The 13,268-nt window shown below is 46.4% G+C and carries 17 protein-coding genes and 1 other annotated feature; of the genes, 9 read left to right on the forward strand and 8 right to left on the reverse strand.

Translation table 11 applies throughout. The annotated features are described in order from the left end of the window. The first annotated feature begins 136 nt into the window (after nt 1–136). Nucleotides 137–1,036, forward strand: a complete 900-nt coding sequence (gene lipA, locus ACE04G_RS21855) for a lipoyl synthase (protein WP_017692371.1) — start codon at nt 137–139, stop codon at nt 1,034–1,036. Nucleotides 1,037–1,050: 14 nt separating this feature from the next. After that, a complete protein-coding gene (locus ACE04G_RS21860; protein WP_244988285.1) occupies nt 1,051–1,470 on the forward strand; it encodes a YutD family protein in 420 nt (139 codons plus the stop codon). 28 nt (nt 1,471–1,498) lie between these two features. Here the strand turns inward: ACE04G_RS21860 and ACE04G_RS21865 are convergent, their stop codons facing one another. Both ACE04G_RS21865 and ylbJ read right to left on the reverse strand, forming a co-directional pair. Beyond that, nucleotides 1,499–2,302, reverse strand: coding sequence for an NAD kinase (locus tag ACE04G_RS21865; RefSeq protein WP_036673293.1), 804 nt, complete (start codon nt 2,300–2,302; stop codon nt 1,499–1,501). A gap of 104 nt (nt 2,303–2,406) precedes the next feature. Beyond that, the gene (gene ylbJ / locus ACE04G_RS21870; RefSeq protein ID WP_339305587.1) at nt 2,407–3,660 is read right to left on the reverse strand and encodes a sporulation integral membrane protein YlbJ; all 1,254 of its coding nucleotides are present in this window, start codon (nt 3,658–3,660) and stop codon (nt 2,407–2,409) included. A gap of 152 nt (nt 3,661–3,812) precedes the next feature. Here ylbJ and ACE04G_RS21875 point away from each other — a divergent pair, with 152 nt between their 5' ends. The 3 genes from ACE04G_RS21875 to ACE04G_RS21885 all read left to right on the forward strand — a co-directional run bounded on the left by ACE04G_RS21875 (nt 3,813) and on the right by ACE04G_RS21885 (nt 5,372). After that, the gene (locus tag ACE04G_RS21875) at nt 3,813–3,977 is read left to right on the forward strand and encodes a hypothetical protein (protein WP_155984997.1); all 165 of its coding nucleotides are present in this window, start codon (nt 3,813–3,815) and stop codon (nt 3,975–3,977) included. 242 nt (nt 3,978–4,219) lie between these two features. After that, nucleotides 4,220–4,597: a globin domain-containing protein gene (locus ACE04G_RS21880; RefSeq protein WP_036605723.1), complete on the forward strand. Its 378-nt coding sequence runs from the start codon at nt 4,220–4,222 to the stop codon at nt 4,595–4,597. 43 nt (nt 4,598–4,640) lie between these two features. Next, nucleotides 4,641–5,372, forward strand: coding sequence for a DUF2225 domain-containing protein (locus ACE04G_RS21885; RefSeq protein WP_076254604.1), 732 nt, complete (start codon nt 4,641–4,643; stop codon nt 5,370–5,372). A 12-nt stretch (nt 5,373–5,384) separates the two neighbouring features. On the opposite strand, the gene ACE04G_RS21890 is transcribed toward ACE04G_RS21885, so the two are convergent. Further along, nucleotides 5,385–5,618 carry a hypothetical protein gene (locus tag ACE04G_RS21890; protein ID WP_017692378.1) on the reverse strand — a complete coding sequence of 78 codons (234 nt, stop codon included), beginning with the start codon at nt 5,616–5,618 and terminating at the stop codon, nt 5,385–5,387. Next, nucleotides 5,615–5,785, reverse strand: coding sequence for a YycC family protein (locus ACE04G_RS21895; RefSeq protein ID WP_074096390.1), 171 nt, complete (start codon nt 5,783–5,785; stop codon nt 5,615–5,617). Before ACE04G_RS21895 ends, ACE04G_RS21890 begins: the two co-directional genes overlap by 4 nt. A gap of 118 nt (nt 5,786–5,903) precedes the next feature. Between ACE04G_RS21895 and ACE04G_RS21900 the strand changes: the two genes are divergently transcribed. Together ACE04G_RS21900 and ACE04G_RS21905 are read left to right on the forward strand one after the other, a co-directional pair. Further along, nucleotides 5,904–7,703: a M3 family oligoendopeptidase gene (locus tag ACE04G_RS21900; RefSeq protein ID WP_339305584.1), complete on the forward strand. Its 1,800-nt coding sequence runs from the start codon at nt 5,904–5,906 to the stop codon at nt 7,701–7,703. 274 nt (nt 7,704–7,977) lie between these two features. Continuing rightward, nucleotides 7,978–8,388, forward strand: a complete 411-nt coding sequence (locus tag ACE04G_RS21905; RefSeq protein WP_221823612.1) for an O-methyltransferase — start codon at nt 7,978–7,980, stop codon at nt 8,386–8,388. 79 nt (nt 8,389–8,467) lie between these two features. Here ACE04G_RS21905 and ACE04G_RS21910 read toward each other — a convergent pair whose 3' ends face one another. After that, a complete protein-coding gene (locus ACE04G_RS21910) occupies nt 8,468–8,701 on the reverse strand; it encodes an alpha/beta-type small acid-soluble spore protein (RefSeq protein WP_076211017.1) in 234 nt (77 codons plus the stop codon). Nucleotides 8,702–8,894: 193 nt separating this feature from the next. Beyond that, nucleotides 8,895–9,869, reverse strand: coding sequence for an aldose 1-epimerase (locus ACE04G_RS21915; protein WP_036673298.1), 975 nt, complete (start codon nt 9,867–9,869; stop codon nt 8,895–8,897). A 245-nt stretch (nt 9,870–10,114) separates the two neighbouring features. Further along, nucleotides 10,115–10,382 (forward strand) — a binding site (T-box leader). 73 nt (nt 10,383–10,455) lie between these two features. Between ACE04G_RS21915 and trpS the strand changes: the two genes are divergently transcribed. Then, the gene (gene trpS, locus ACE04G_RS21920) at nt 10,456–11,448 is read left to right on the forward strand and encodes a tryptophan--tRNA ligase (RefSeq protein ID WP_221823610.1); all 993 of its coding nucleotides are present in this window, start codon (nt 10,456–10,458) and stop codon (nt 11,446–11,448) included. Between the two features lie 123 nt (nt 11,449–11,571). On the opposite strand, the gene ACE04G_RS21925 is transcribed toward trpS, so the two are convergent. Then, the gene (locus tag ACE04G_RS21925; protein ID WP_221823608.1) at nt 11,572–11,772 is read right to left on the reverse strand and encodes a hypothetical protein; all 201 of its coding nucleotides are present in this window, start codon (nt 11,770–11,772) and stop codon (nt 11,572–11,574) included. Between the two features lie 120 nt (nt 11,773–11,892). Between ACE04G_RS21925 and ACE04G_RS21930 the strand changes: the two genes are divergently transcribed. Continuing rightward, nucleotides 11,893–12,114: an alpha/beta-type small acid-soluble spore protein gene (locus ACE04G_RS21930; protein ID WP_056702318.1), complete on the forward strand. Its 222-nt coding sequence runs from the start codon at nt 11,893–11,895 to the stop codon at nt 12,112–12,114. 115 nt (nt 12,115–12,229) lie between these two features. Here the strand turns inward: ACE04G_RS21930 and ACE04G_RS21935 are convergent, their stop codons facing one another. Further along, the gene (locus ACE04G_RS21935) at nt 12,230–13,210 is read right to left on the reverse strand and encodes a metal-dependent hydrolase (protein ID WP_221823605.1); all 981 of its coding nucleotides are present in this window, start codon (nt 13,208–13,210) and stop codon (nt 12,230–12,232) included. Nucleotides 13,211–13,268: the final 58 nt, after the last annotated feature.

Below are 13,268 nucleotides of genomic sequence, written 5' to 3' on the forward strand. Positions count from 1 at the left end.
GGGGAATCCAATTATACAAATTGTCCATATCGGGCATGAATGCACAAGATGTGACAAATGGGGGTTTTTCCAGCGCTTTCATGGTATAATATGTTCCGAGCAACAGCCTAACTTCAGTAGAAAGAAGGTTTATGCATTGGCTAAACGTGTTAAAGAACCGAAGCCGGATTGGATTCGGATCAAATTGACAACCGGCGATAACTATCAGGAAATGAAAACGATGATGCGTTCCAAAACGCTGCATACGGTATGTGAGGAAGCACGGTGTCCGAATATTTATGAATGCTGGGCCAATCGAACGGCCACTTTTATGATTTTGGGCGACATTTGCACAAGGGCATGCCGTTTTTGCGCGGTGAATACAGGCTTGCCAACGGAGCTTGATTTGCAGGAACCAGAACGTGTGGCGGAAGCAGCAGAGCAGATGAATCTGCAACACTGCGTAATTACAAGTGTAGCCCGTGATGACCTGAAGGACGGGGGAGCTACGATTTTTGCAGAGACCGTGAAGGCCGTAAGACGACGGTTGCCATTGTGTAGCGTTGAAGTACTCATTCCAGACTTTCTGGGTGATCGGGAATCTTTGCAGATTGTAATGGATGCCAAACCGGACATTTTGAATCACAATATTGAGACGGTTGAGCGGTTGTCAGACAAAGTGCGTGCCAAGGCAAAATATAAACGTTCACTGGAATTGCTTGCTCGTGCCAAAGAAATGCAACCTAACATCCCTACGAAATCAAGCATTATGCTTGGTGTAGGTGAGGAATATAATGAAATTTTATCAACAATGGATGATCTTCGTGCGGTGAACTGTGATATTATGACGATTGGTCAATATTTGCAGCCATCGGAGAAACATCTGTATGTTGAAAAGTATTATCCGCCAGAGGAGTTTGCTGCATTAAAACAGGAAGGATTAAAACGTGGATTCAGCCACGTCGAATCTGGCCCTATGGTACGCAGCTCCTACCATGCGCATGAACAGGTGAAATCGGCTACCAAACATGCTGAACAGGCGGCAACACACGCGTGATGGAGGATACCGGATTGGAAGAAGAAAAAAACACAGAACAGATTCAGGACCAACTTCAGGAACAGATCCAGGAGCCGGCTCAGGAATCGGTTGTTGAGTCAGTTGAAGAAAAGCCCAAAGAACCGGTCATTGTACAGATCGGCGGCAAAAATTATGAAATCGTCCAGAACCACAAAGAAGGCTGGAATCCAGAGGTTTTCCGTGATCGTTACAGTGAAGTGCTGGAGCGTTATGATTATATTATCGGGGACTGGGGTTATAGCCAGTTGAGGTTAAAAGGGTTTTACCGTGATAACCATCCAAAAGCGACAAAGGATTCCACAATCGCCAGTATGGTGGATTATATCAATGAATATTGTAACTTTGGCTGTGCGTACTTTGTGCTTCAGAAGAGCAAAGATCAACCTCAAGCCAAAGCAAAAAGCGGTTCCTGAGAAGGACCGCTTTTTTGGTGTGTTTATTTTAGTCAAGAAATGCCGTGCGAACCCGGTTCCAGAATGGATAAGGGCGGAAACGTGCGAAACTGACCTTGTGACTGGATACCTGACAACGGACGGAGATCAGATCCTCCACCATCACATTCACATGATCAATGGTCATCAGTAACCGCTGATCCTTGCGGGAGAAAATATCACAATGATGATGCTTGGGCAAAATAACCGGTGAACCAAGTGTCCGATAGACCCGGTTATTAATCGATGCAATCTCCGCAATCTGAATGGCCTCGATGGTTGGATGAACCATGGCACCCCCAAGGGCCTTGTTGTATGCCGTACTGCCTGATGGTGTGGATACACAGATGCCATCCCCACGGAACATCTCAAATGTCACATCGTTAATATCGACCTGGGCCACGACGGTACCGTCTACACCTTTTAACGTAAATTCATTAAGGGCGATGTAAGAGGAATTCCCTGACTTTTTCCGGATCTCAAGCTCCAATAGCGGGTATTGTACAATGCGTGGTTTGAGACGCTCCGGATCTCCCTTGCCACTCATCAGCCTGACTAATTCCCGTAATTCTTCCTTCTTCCAATCGGCGTAAAAGCCGAGATGGCCTGTATGAACCCCAACAAAAGCAATATCCGGAATACGGTCGATGAAATTGTGAAATGCCTGTAGCATCGTACCATCGCCCCCGATGGAGATAACAATCTCCGGCGATTCTGCATCCAGCTTGAACCCTTCTTCCTTCGCCAGCGCATGAAACTGCTGACTGAGATCAATCGATAACTGGTCTCCGCGGTCTTGAACATAGTATCTCAAGATGAAAGCTCCTTTGTGGTCATTATACTACCGATGATAATCAATTCCGCGGAAGAACACAACGTTTGGGCGCATATTCCGTTAAATATAGATGAATCGTTGACTTATTTTTTGGCATGTCGTCTAGGCTTGAGAATGGAACTTAATATCGCAAGGAATAACAACAACACGATGAGGCTTACAAAAACAATCATTCCGGATAAGAAAATCAGTCCCCAGTCCGGTGTATACGTTGATAACGATGGGATGAAACCGGGCTCCATAAGAACGGGTGAAGAGGAACGCCCCATCATGGGTGTCCACAACAGCAGGACCAGCACAGGTGCGATTAGGGCATGAATTGCTCTGGCAAATAGAAATGGACCGTATCTCATGGGTGTGTTGCTAAGAACACTCATGATCTGTGCATGGACGGATAATCCGCCCCAGGAGAGAACAAAGGCTGCAGCTGCTACTTTATAGACGAGTGGGATGGATGCCCCGGCACTCCCAGCCTCTTTGTTCCCCAGCGTTACTTCAAACAGCCCACCGACCAAGCTAGGAGATAGGGATGGAGGCAGTCCGCTATGTCGTAACAATTGCTCGGTTATCCCGTATAATCCGCCAAGCCAACCGGTCTGTACAAGCAGCTCCATCATGACCGAGAAGAATACAACCAGCCCTCCTACGATAATAATAAGGCGAAGGGATGAGGAGACTGCCTGGCGCAGCAGTTCACCGAATGCCCGTCCGTCAGCCTTTCTTGCTTCATGCATCGCATAGATGGCCCGGACCAGTCTGTTTCTAGGTATCTCCTCCGATGGAGATCCAGAAGAGATGTCTGGCTGTGAGCCTTTTGCTGTACCCCCGTAAAAACGCATGAGCATACCCACCAGAAAAGCTGCAGCGTAATGGCTCGCAACCAATACTGGAGCAATGGCGACATTATGGAAGAACCCAACCGATACCGCTCCAATCATGAAGATCGGATCGGATGATGTAGTGAAGGCAACGAGCCGTTCTCCTTCTTCCCGGGTAACCAGCTTTTGTTCCCATAACTGAGCGGTCAGTTTCGCCCCTGTAGGATAACCGGATGCACAGCTCACGGCAAATACAAAACCACCGCTTCCGGGAACACGAAACAATGGACGCATCAGTGGATTCAGCAAGGTACCTAGAAAATGAACAATGCCAAAGCCGAGCAGCAGCTCGGACAGCACCAAAAAAGGAAAAAGGGAGGGAAACAATACGTCCCACCAGATGGACAGTCCGCGTACACCCGCATGCCAGGTTTCCGCTGGATACAAGACCATTAACACACAAAGGATCAGGAGAGCGAGTGTGACCAGGACATGGGTGAGTCGTTGTGAAGCAGCCATGAATTCTTCTCCTTTATTTTTGGAATGGTCGATGTGCGGAAGTCTGTGATGTTATTGCCATCAATATATGAAAAAAAGTGGACAAACAGTACAAAATTATACGTAGAAAGCGCTTGCAAAAGTGGCTGTGTTTTTGAGTGATGTGTGCTAAAATGAGAAAAACGCCTGAACGTCACCTAATTGTCTCCAAGGTGGAATTCAATTCGGATGGAGTGATGATCATGAGTCTTGTCACCGGAATCCTGGTCTGTGCTTTTGTATATGTGATACGTGCCTCGCTTGTACGCTCTGAGGAAGAGGACTGGCGGAGTTATTAATGAAATATCTAGTGCGCCAACCCAAGCGGTTGGCGTTTTTTTGTGCTATTTTTGAAAAGGGTCCTATATACAGATGGCAGGTTACATGTCCTGATGATTTCATGTTATATAGGACTTTTTGGTTTTTTTTGATAGAATGGAGATAAAGGCTTTTGTGGCCTGGATATTGTTACTGTTTTCACAATGTTCACGGAACGTGTAATATATGGCAAAATTCGACATCAGAAAGGGGAATCAGACGAATGAATCCCAGTTTGAGTATTTATGACAATCTTGGCGGTGAGAAAGGTGTTCGCGCACTGGTCGAGGCCTTTTATCCGATCGTTCAGCAGAATGAGCAGCTGGCTCCGCTTTTCCCGGAAGATATTCAGCCGGTCATCGACAAGCAGTATATGTTTTTGTCTCAGTTTTTTGGGGGCCCAGGGCTGTTTTCCGAGGCGTTTGGACATCCGATGATGCGTGCCCGTCATATGCATTTTGAAGTGACGGTTGAACGGGCTGAGGCTTGGCTTGCATGTATGGATCAAGCCTTAACACAGATTGGTGTGGAGGAGCCCTTGCATTCGTTTATCCTGCAGCGTTTATCCGGGCCTGCACATCATTTTGTGAATACACCATAGTTCCGAATATGATTACGAGCGTACGGGAGAGGGATGGAAAAGATTGGAATTAGAGCCGCTGTATAAGGTGAAAGTCACCTGCCATTATTGCGAAACCGAGTATGAAACCTCACGGGTAAGACCGAGTTTGAAAAGGCCATACCGGACGGATTCGGATTTTTGTGCTTACTACAAGCTGGAGAATCCAGATTTTTATGTGGTTCGCATCTGTCCTCAGTGCGGGTTTGCCACGACGGAGAACGCAACGGAGCATTTAAATGATGCTCAGCGCAAGGCTTTTAAGGAACAGATCGGTAACCGCTGGGTTAAACGTGATTATAGCGGAGCACGAACACTGGAACAGGCGTTGGCAACGTACAAGCTTGCCTTGCTGTGCGCACAGGTTATCCAGGAGAAAGATCGTGTCGTCGCTGGTCTGTTGCATCATATAGCTTGGTTGTATCGTTATATGGAGGACCATGCACAGGAACATCGTTTTCTTGAATTTAGCCTGGAAGCCTATGTGAAGGTGTTCGAACGTGAAGGAACGGGTGGCAATGAAGCCAAACTGTTGTATTTGCTCGGGGAATTGAACCGCAGGGTAGGACGGTTTAATGAAGCAGTGCAATGGTTCAGCAAGGTCATTCATGACAAGCGGATCACAGATGCGGCCATGATTCGTGCTTCAAGGGAACAGTGGGCCGTGCTGCGTGAGCAGATGATTTCAAGTAAGTTGGAACTCCCTGAAGAGATGCTGGAAACAGACAAAGAGGCTGCGAAGCGCAGCCCCCTCTAAGTTGATCTTACATTAGTTACGGACAGGACGGCTGGATAACAAATAGTCACTGTCGTTGTCGATCACGGTCATGCTTGTATTACAGCAGGGAAATACCAGTAATTTCTTTTTGCCTTCGCGAATGAGCACAAGCTCTTTTGGTTTGAGGGGGAGCAGCACGTTGCTTGCATGACAGTAGGGACATTGCTGTACATAGATGTCTCCCATCACAATATCGTAAGGCCAGCTGTTCTCAAACGGAATCATTCTTGTTCGCCTTCTGGTGCGGAAGGTTTGGAGGTTTCTTGTTTGGCGAGTTCCGCAATCTTCTGCATCAGGATATGTTGGGGCATGTGCATCAGGTGCTCCAAAGGTACGCCCAGGGATTCTGCTAATTTGACGGCTGTATCAGCCGATACTTGTAAAGGTTTCATACGTTTACCTCCTGAAAGTTACTATAAGTATTTCTCTAGTATAGAGATATGGCACACAGAAAACCAGTTTTTAATTCAATCCTAACCATCCAATTTATAGAGAGAGGTGCCTTATTAAATGAAAACGCCATTACACCCCGTATGGGATCTGGAGTCCATTTTTAGTGGAGGTTCTTCCTCCGAGACATTCGCTGCGTATCTGATTGAACTGGAAGAGGATGTACGTAAACTGCAACATCTGTTGAACGAAACACCTGCACCGACTTCATTAGAAGAGACGGCTGCATTTGATCCGATTTTGGAACTGCTGCAAAGCTGTTATATCCGCATATCGGAAGGTTCTGCGTTTGTATCCTGCCTCTCATCGCAAAACCAGAAGGACAAAAAGGCAACCCAGCTTCAGGGCGCTATCAGTTCTATTGCAGCGATGCTGAACGGCAGCAAATCGAAGTTCGATAATACACTCAGTCAGACATCGGATTCGGTGTGGGATGCCTGGATTGCTCGGGAAGATATTAAGCCGCTGGCATTTGTACTGAACGAGAGTCGCACGCTGGCTCGTGAGAAGCTGTCGCCTGAACTGGAAGGTCTTGCTCTGGATCTGGGTGTAGATGGTTACCATGGTTGGGGCAAATTCTACAACACGATTGTCAGCAAGGTGAACATTCCATTTGAGCAAGATGGGGAAACGGTGATGCTCTCCGCAGGACAGGCTGCCAACAAGCTGAGCGATAGTGATCGGAATGTACGCGAGACGGTATTCGCAAACTGGGAGCAGGCTTGGACCGATGTCGAAGATTTCTGCGCTGACACGCTGAATCACCTCGCGGGATTCCGTCTGAAGTTATATGAGAAACGTGGCTGGGATGATATCCTCAAAGAACCTCTGGCCATCAACCGGATGTCACGTCAGACACTGGATACGATGTGGGATGTGATTAACGGTGCCAAACCTGCGCTTGTTCAATATCTGGAGCGCAAGGCAGAACTGCTGGGGGTAGACAAGCTCAGCTGGAGCGACGTAGATGCACCTGTAGGTAAATCGAGTGGCAAAATCACTTACGATGAGGCAGCCATCAATATTGTTGAGCAGTTTGCCAAGTTCAGTCCTAAACTTTCCTCGTTTGCAGAGATGGCTTTTGAGAAACGCTGGATCGAAGCAGAAGACCGTCCTGGCAAGCGTCCAGGTGGATTCTGTACGTCTTTGCCACTTAGCAAAGCAACTCGAATTTTTATGACCTTCTCTGGGACACCGTCTAATGTGTCGACCCTTGCGCATGAACTTGGTCATGGATATCATCAACACATTATGGAAGAGTTGCCTGCATTGAATCAACGTTATGCGATGAATGTGGCTGAGACAGCTTCCACGTTTGCTGAACTGATTGTAGCAGATGCCCTGGTGCAGGCGGCAACAGATGAGCAAGAGAAGCTGGCTTTGCTGGAAGACAAGATACAGCGAAGTGTGGCTTTCTTTATGAACATCCATGCCCGGTTCCTGTTTGAGAATCGTTTCTATGAACAACGCAAAAAAGGCTTGGTCAGCGCGGATGAATTATCCAAATTAATGGTGGAGGCGCAGCAGGAAGCGTTCTGCGGTGCACTTGCATCAGATCACCCTCATTTCTGGGCATCCAAACTGCACTTCTATCTAACTGGTGTACCGTTCTATAATTTCCCATACACGTTCGGTTATATGTTCAGTGCGGGAATCTATGCAAGAGCGCAGCAGGAAGGTACAGCATTTGCAGATAAATATGATGATTTGTTGCGGGATACAGGGCGTATGACGGTCGAAGAACTTGCTCAGAAACATCTGGGTACCGACCTGACACAACCGGAATTCTGGCAAAATGCTGCGGACTTGGTTATTGCCGATATTGAGCAGTTTCTACAGATGACAGCAACCCAAAAATAGGTTGAACATATATAAAAAGGCTGAAATCCCGTGTTAACAGACACTGGATTCCAGCCTTTTTTTGTACAGAATCCTCATTTTCGATTCTCGAAGATTTTGTCGTAATTAAGTGAAAAAGCTCAGTTTAAGGAAGTGAAATGGCAATTAATTGTGCAAATCATAGTTAGAAATACCCAACTTTGCCGTTCTTTGTTGAATGAGCACATATGATGTCATATAATGAGTCGTAAGTCCTTGATGTATAGGACTATAAGCATATAAGGAGAGTGTTAATATGAAAATTAATGAGCTTTCATTAGCGAGACAGTTGGATCTGGTATTCAAAGAACTTGATCATGAGTTATCAGGGTTAGATTCAGGGGGAGTTTTTGTGCAAATACGAAATAACGTAATTGGGAAATTCGGTATTCGACATAATCCGATAGCTGGACGAGATGGGCAGATGGATGTGGAGGAAGGGGGGCTAAACGAAACCCAGAGAAATTCTTTCCGGGCAATGGCATTGGAGACGTTGAAATTCAAACGCAATTGGACACATGGCGAAATATCGTACGATTTCACAGTAAGACAAGGTATGATTTTGGTAGATGCAACGATGGAGTCTAATTACAATATGGCAAGCTTGATGATTCGTTACCCTAGAACCAATACATACAAGGATTCAGATATGGAGTCGACCTCATAATTAGTTACACAAGAGAAAGCGGCACTTCCGAAGAAGGCCGCTTTTGTTTTTTAACGCTACTTAAGCATTAATTACGAGCTTACGAACGACCCGATAATTGCTGCTCAGCGATTTGTACCAGACGTTTAGTGATGTATCCACCCAGAGAACCTGTCTCACGGGAAGTATAGTTACCGTAGTAACCATCTTGTGGAATCGTTACACCCAGCTCTTGTGCTGCTTCCATTTTCAATTGTTGCAATGCAGCATTTGCTTGGGGAACGACCAGGTTGTTGGAGCGGCTACCGCTACCTTGGTTTTGACTTCCGTACATATGTGTCACCTCCTTATGGCTTGGTGATGTTAGTATGGTTAGAGAATAAGGAAATATACATGATATGGCGTAAGGGAAAATATGGATAACTACAGAGCGCAGGGCACATAAAAAAGCCGACCCAATGCGGGTCGACAAGTTGTATTTGGATATCAAAATATAGGGTGATATGCGTAAAAGATGATCAGCTCGCTTAGTCTGTAGGAGGTATAACCTCAATACGTGTAAATAACTCAACAGGCTGTTCCGGTTCCAAACGAATCAACCCGGTTTGTTCATCCGATAAAGCCAAATTAGGTGCATCCGGGAGCCAAGTGTACGGTTCAATGCACAAGAACTGATCGGATTCACCTTTGGTAAAGAGAACCCAATGTTTGAAAAATGCTTCATCTGCTGAATATTTCAATGTATATCCATCTTGCCTGCGTAAGTAAGCCGTAGCCGGTTCACCTTCGGTAGCTTTCAACAGGGTATCCCAGTTACGTCCCTGCAAATTGATGCCTTCGTTCAGAGCAGACCATTCACCCAGGGATTCCAGTTCACCTGTCGGTAGTTGTTCTTCATTCTGTCCGTATATTCCGGAAACAGGCAGTTGCAGTGTCCAGTCGGCAGGTTTGCCGTCTAACAAAAACCATGTATGATATCCCATCCCGAATGGAGCAGGTGTTGAGCTCAGATTGGTGACTCGCAGACGCTGGCTAAACACAGCGTTTTGCAGACTGAACGTCATCTCAAGTTTCAGGGGAATCGGGAATTGAGCCATCCAATGCTCTTCATTTTCGGTCAGTAATTCAGTCGTAATTGCACAGCCGTCTTCATCTTCCTCAATGTCACTGACACACCAGGATTGGGTACGGTGGAGACCGTGAATATGGTTGTCATTCGCCGTGTTCTGATCGAACTGGTAACGAACACCTTCATATTCGAATTGTCCACGATGAATGCGCCCTGGTGGAATCAGAAGAGGAACGCCAAAATGGTACGGCTTCTGCAGATAAAAGGCAAGATCGTCTTCATCCGGACGGCGGACGACATCTCTGTCCTGCACTAAATCGCGAATAGAAATAATATTATTTCCAAGACGCGGCAGCAGGGTGATTTCCAATTCACGGCTATGTAGGATATACGTGTCGTAACCATTCCATTGGCCTTTGGTCACTTGTTTCATATCGATGCTCCTTTTCCCACTTGAAATCTGTCTGCAAGCAGTCGTGATGAAGCTACTGCTGCAGGCGTGTCGTTGTGTACATGCCAGCTATTTCCTGCGCTATTTCGTGTGAAGCAGGCAACAGGATAAGCAATTCCATCATAACAGATTTTGATGTCTCGGGTAAAAAAGTTCAACTCATTTTGACATTCGCGCCTGTGCGCATTAAGATGGAACTCTGAAAGCATTTATTAGAATTGAATGACTTGAAATCGATGACAGGGATAAGTAGGCCAAGAGAATCCTCTTCAGAAAGCCGGTGGTTGATGTGAACCGGTGTGAGCTCTTTACCGAATGGACCCTTGAGTGTAGGTTTGAACAGGTTAAGCCAGAGATGGGCTTGCCCCACTAGAGTCTGCCGTATAATCCACGTTACGGAACAATGAAGGCATTTCATCGGCTTGACTTGATTCAGAGTCAGGAGCAATCGAAGAAATGCGAATAAGGGTGGCACCACGGTCTCACGTCCCTTGCGGATGTGGGGCCTTTTTGCGTTCGCAGAGAATAGCAGGAGTTTATATATATAATCAGGGAGGCGTTATGGGTAATGAAAACAGTACTTTCAGGTATTCAGCCAAGCGGTAAGCTCACATTGGGCAACTATATTGGTGCAATCAAAAATTTTGTAAAACTTCAGCATGACTATCAATGTCATTTCATGGTAGTTGATCTTCATGCCATCACCGTGGCTCAAGAGCCAGCAGCATTGCGTGAACAGTCGGAAGCAGTAGCTGCACTGTTTATTGCAGCAGGTATTGATCCGTCGAAATCTAACGTATTTTTGCAATCCCATGTACCGCAGCACGCAGAATTGGGCTGGTTGATGACAACGCTGACCTCCATGGGTGAGCTTGAACGGATGACTCAGTTTAAGGATAAATCATCCGGTAAAGATTCCGTTGGTGCGGGACTGTTCGTGTATCCATCATTAATGGCGGCTGATATTTTGTTATACAATGCTGACCTTGTGCCAGTAGGTGAGGACCAGAAGCAGCATCTGGAACTGACACGTGATCTGGCAGGCCGTTTTAATCACCGTTATGGAGAGTACTTCACCATTCCAGATCCGTATATTCCGCAGGTGGGTGCTCGGGTCATGTCACTTGATGATGCCTCTTCAAAGATGAGCAAAAGTAACCCTAACGCTGGCAGCTATATTGCCCTACTGGATCCGCCGGATGTGATTCGCAAAAAAATCAGTCGTGCCACAACGGATTCCGGGCGTGAAGTCGTATATGATCCGGCAAACAAACCGGAGGTCAGCAATCTGATGAGTATCTATGCTGAATGTGCAGGTATGACGCTTAAAGAAGTGGCTGAGCGTTATGAAGGCAAGATGTACGGTCCGTTCAAAAAGGAACTGGCTGAAGTGGTTGTATCTGTAATTGAACCGCTACAACAACGATATAATGAGATTCGTGAATCTGGCGAATTGTCGGATGTTCTGGATACGTCAGCCCGTCGTGCAGAAGAAGTTGCTGCTCAAACGTTGGATGCAGTGAAAGAACGTATGGGATTTGTTCCAAGACGTAAACAGTAGTCCTGAACAAGACCTTCATATTTCACGCAATGAATAGTTAACATGAATAAAGAGGAGCCCTATTGAAGGACTCCTCTTTATTTGTGCGTTCATTATTGAACTTTATTGAACTATATGACCCGCTTAAGAAGTGGGCTCTGAAACAGCCGATTGAACTTCCTGACGTTCTTTTTTGGCACGAATCACAAATCCCCAGCCAATGTTGGCGATGGACAGGACAAACAGTAGTGCAGCAAACCAACCGGAGTAGGAGATCATAATTGCTGAAACCGTTAACAAGATAATCGAAGAGAATGCGAACCATAGGGACAAGCCTTTACTCATTGGGAAAAACCTCCATCTACAAATTTAGTGAAATTCCGTATAACCTGAAGCCTACGAGCCATAATAATCTTGCAAGCTTGCAATACATTACAGACACAGATTGAAAGGAGATTATAAATTATGGCTCAAGGATCTCGTTCTTCAAACAACTTGGTGGTACCTCAAGCGACTGCAGCACTGCAACAATTGAAAATGGAGGCTGCACAGGAACTGGGTGTAACTATCCCACAAGACGGTTACTACGGTAACTACACTTCCCGTGAAACAGGATCTTTGGGTGGATATATCACCAAACGTCTGGTACAAATCGCTGAGCAGTCTCTGGCTGGGTCTGGCAAATAATTTATTTTAACCAACAGCAACAAACAGGATAAACAGAAAGCCCGGGGCGGAAACGCACCGGGCTTTCTCGCGTATCAGTTCCTAAGTTTGATTGTGCCTTGCCATGCTCACTTCGTCAAGGGCGTGCAGATAAAAGTTTTTTATCCATCTTCTCATCGCTTAACCAGCCTACATACGTATCAATCGTTTCAAAATTCCGATCCATCACAATCACAGCGACAAATGGATATTGTTTCCGGTGTCGATAACGTACATCTGCCCAGCGGACCTTGTACCCAGCAGGCAGTTCTTCAACCTCTGCCACTGCATAGGAGGTGAAATAGAGGAAGGCACTGACTTCCGGTGATTTGCGTGAAGCAGCAACGGCCGCATGAGTAGAAGAAGAGGCGTGCAGACTCCATACCAGATTAGAACCATCCATTTTACCGATCACATAACTGCCGTCCTCAACTCGTTTAACCACATGCCAGCGGTTCCAGGATATCGTTGGAATGACGATGTATCTTGCCTGCTCTGGGCTGTTGTCGAGACGTCTGACTTTTCTGACTGCTTGTGCACGAGCAATCGTTCGCCATATATAATATAAAGCGGTCAAACTATACAACGTAACGAAGAGTGGTGCAGGGGCGATCAGATCAAAGGCCCATAACAGGATAGCTATGACATGTGTAGTGAATAGAAACGGATCAAAAATATGAATGATGTTCCAGGCGATCCAGCGTTCCGTAAAAGGCCGGGCGGCTTGGGTTCCATAGGTGTTGAACAGATCGGTGAATACGTGAAAGCCTACGGCCACAGCGGTCCAGGTGGCAACGTGTCCAATAGGGACATCAGGGAATATCAGTGCAATGACGCCGGTGATGAGCAAAACCCATAACAGGAGAAATGGCAGAGAGTGTGACAAGCCCCGATGATTCCGGATGTAAAGCGAATTGCTTTTGAGACGTAAAGCAGTATCAATGTCAGGGGCCTGGGAACCGGCGATCGTGCCAATCATTACCGCAGCTGCAAGCATGGGACTCGCTGCGACGACAGGATCGACATAAGCCAGACCGGCTAGACCAATCCCCATGACAAAATGTGTAGAGGTATCCATAAACGTCTCCTTTGTGTGGTGTATCGTTCTAAGGCATATTACTTCTCTATCTAGGTGA

This window comes from Paenibacillus sp. AGC31, assembly GCF_057334655.1.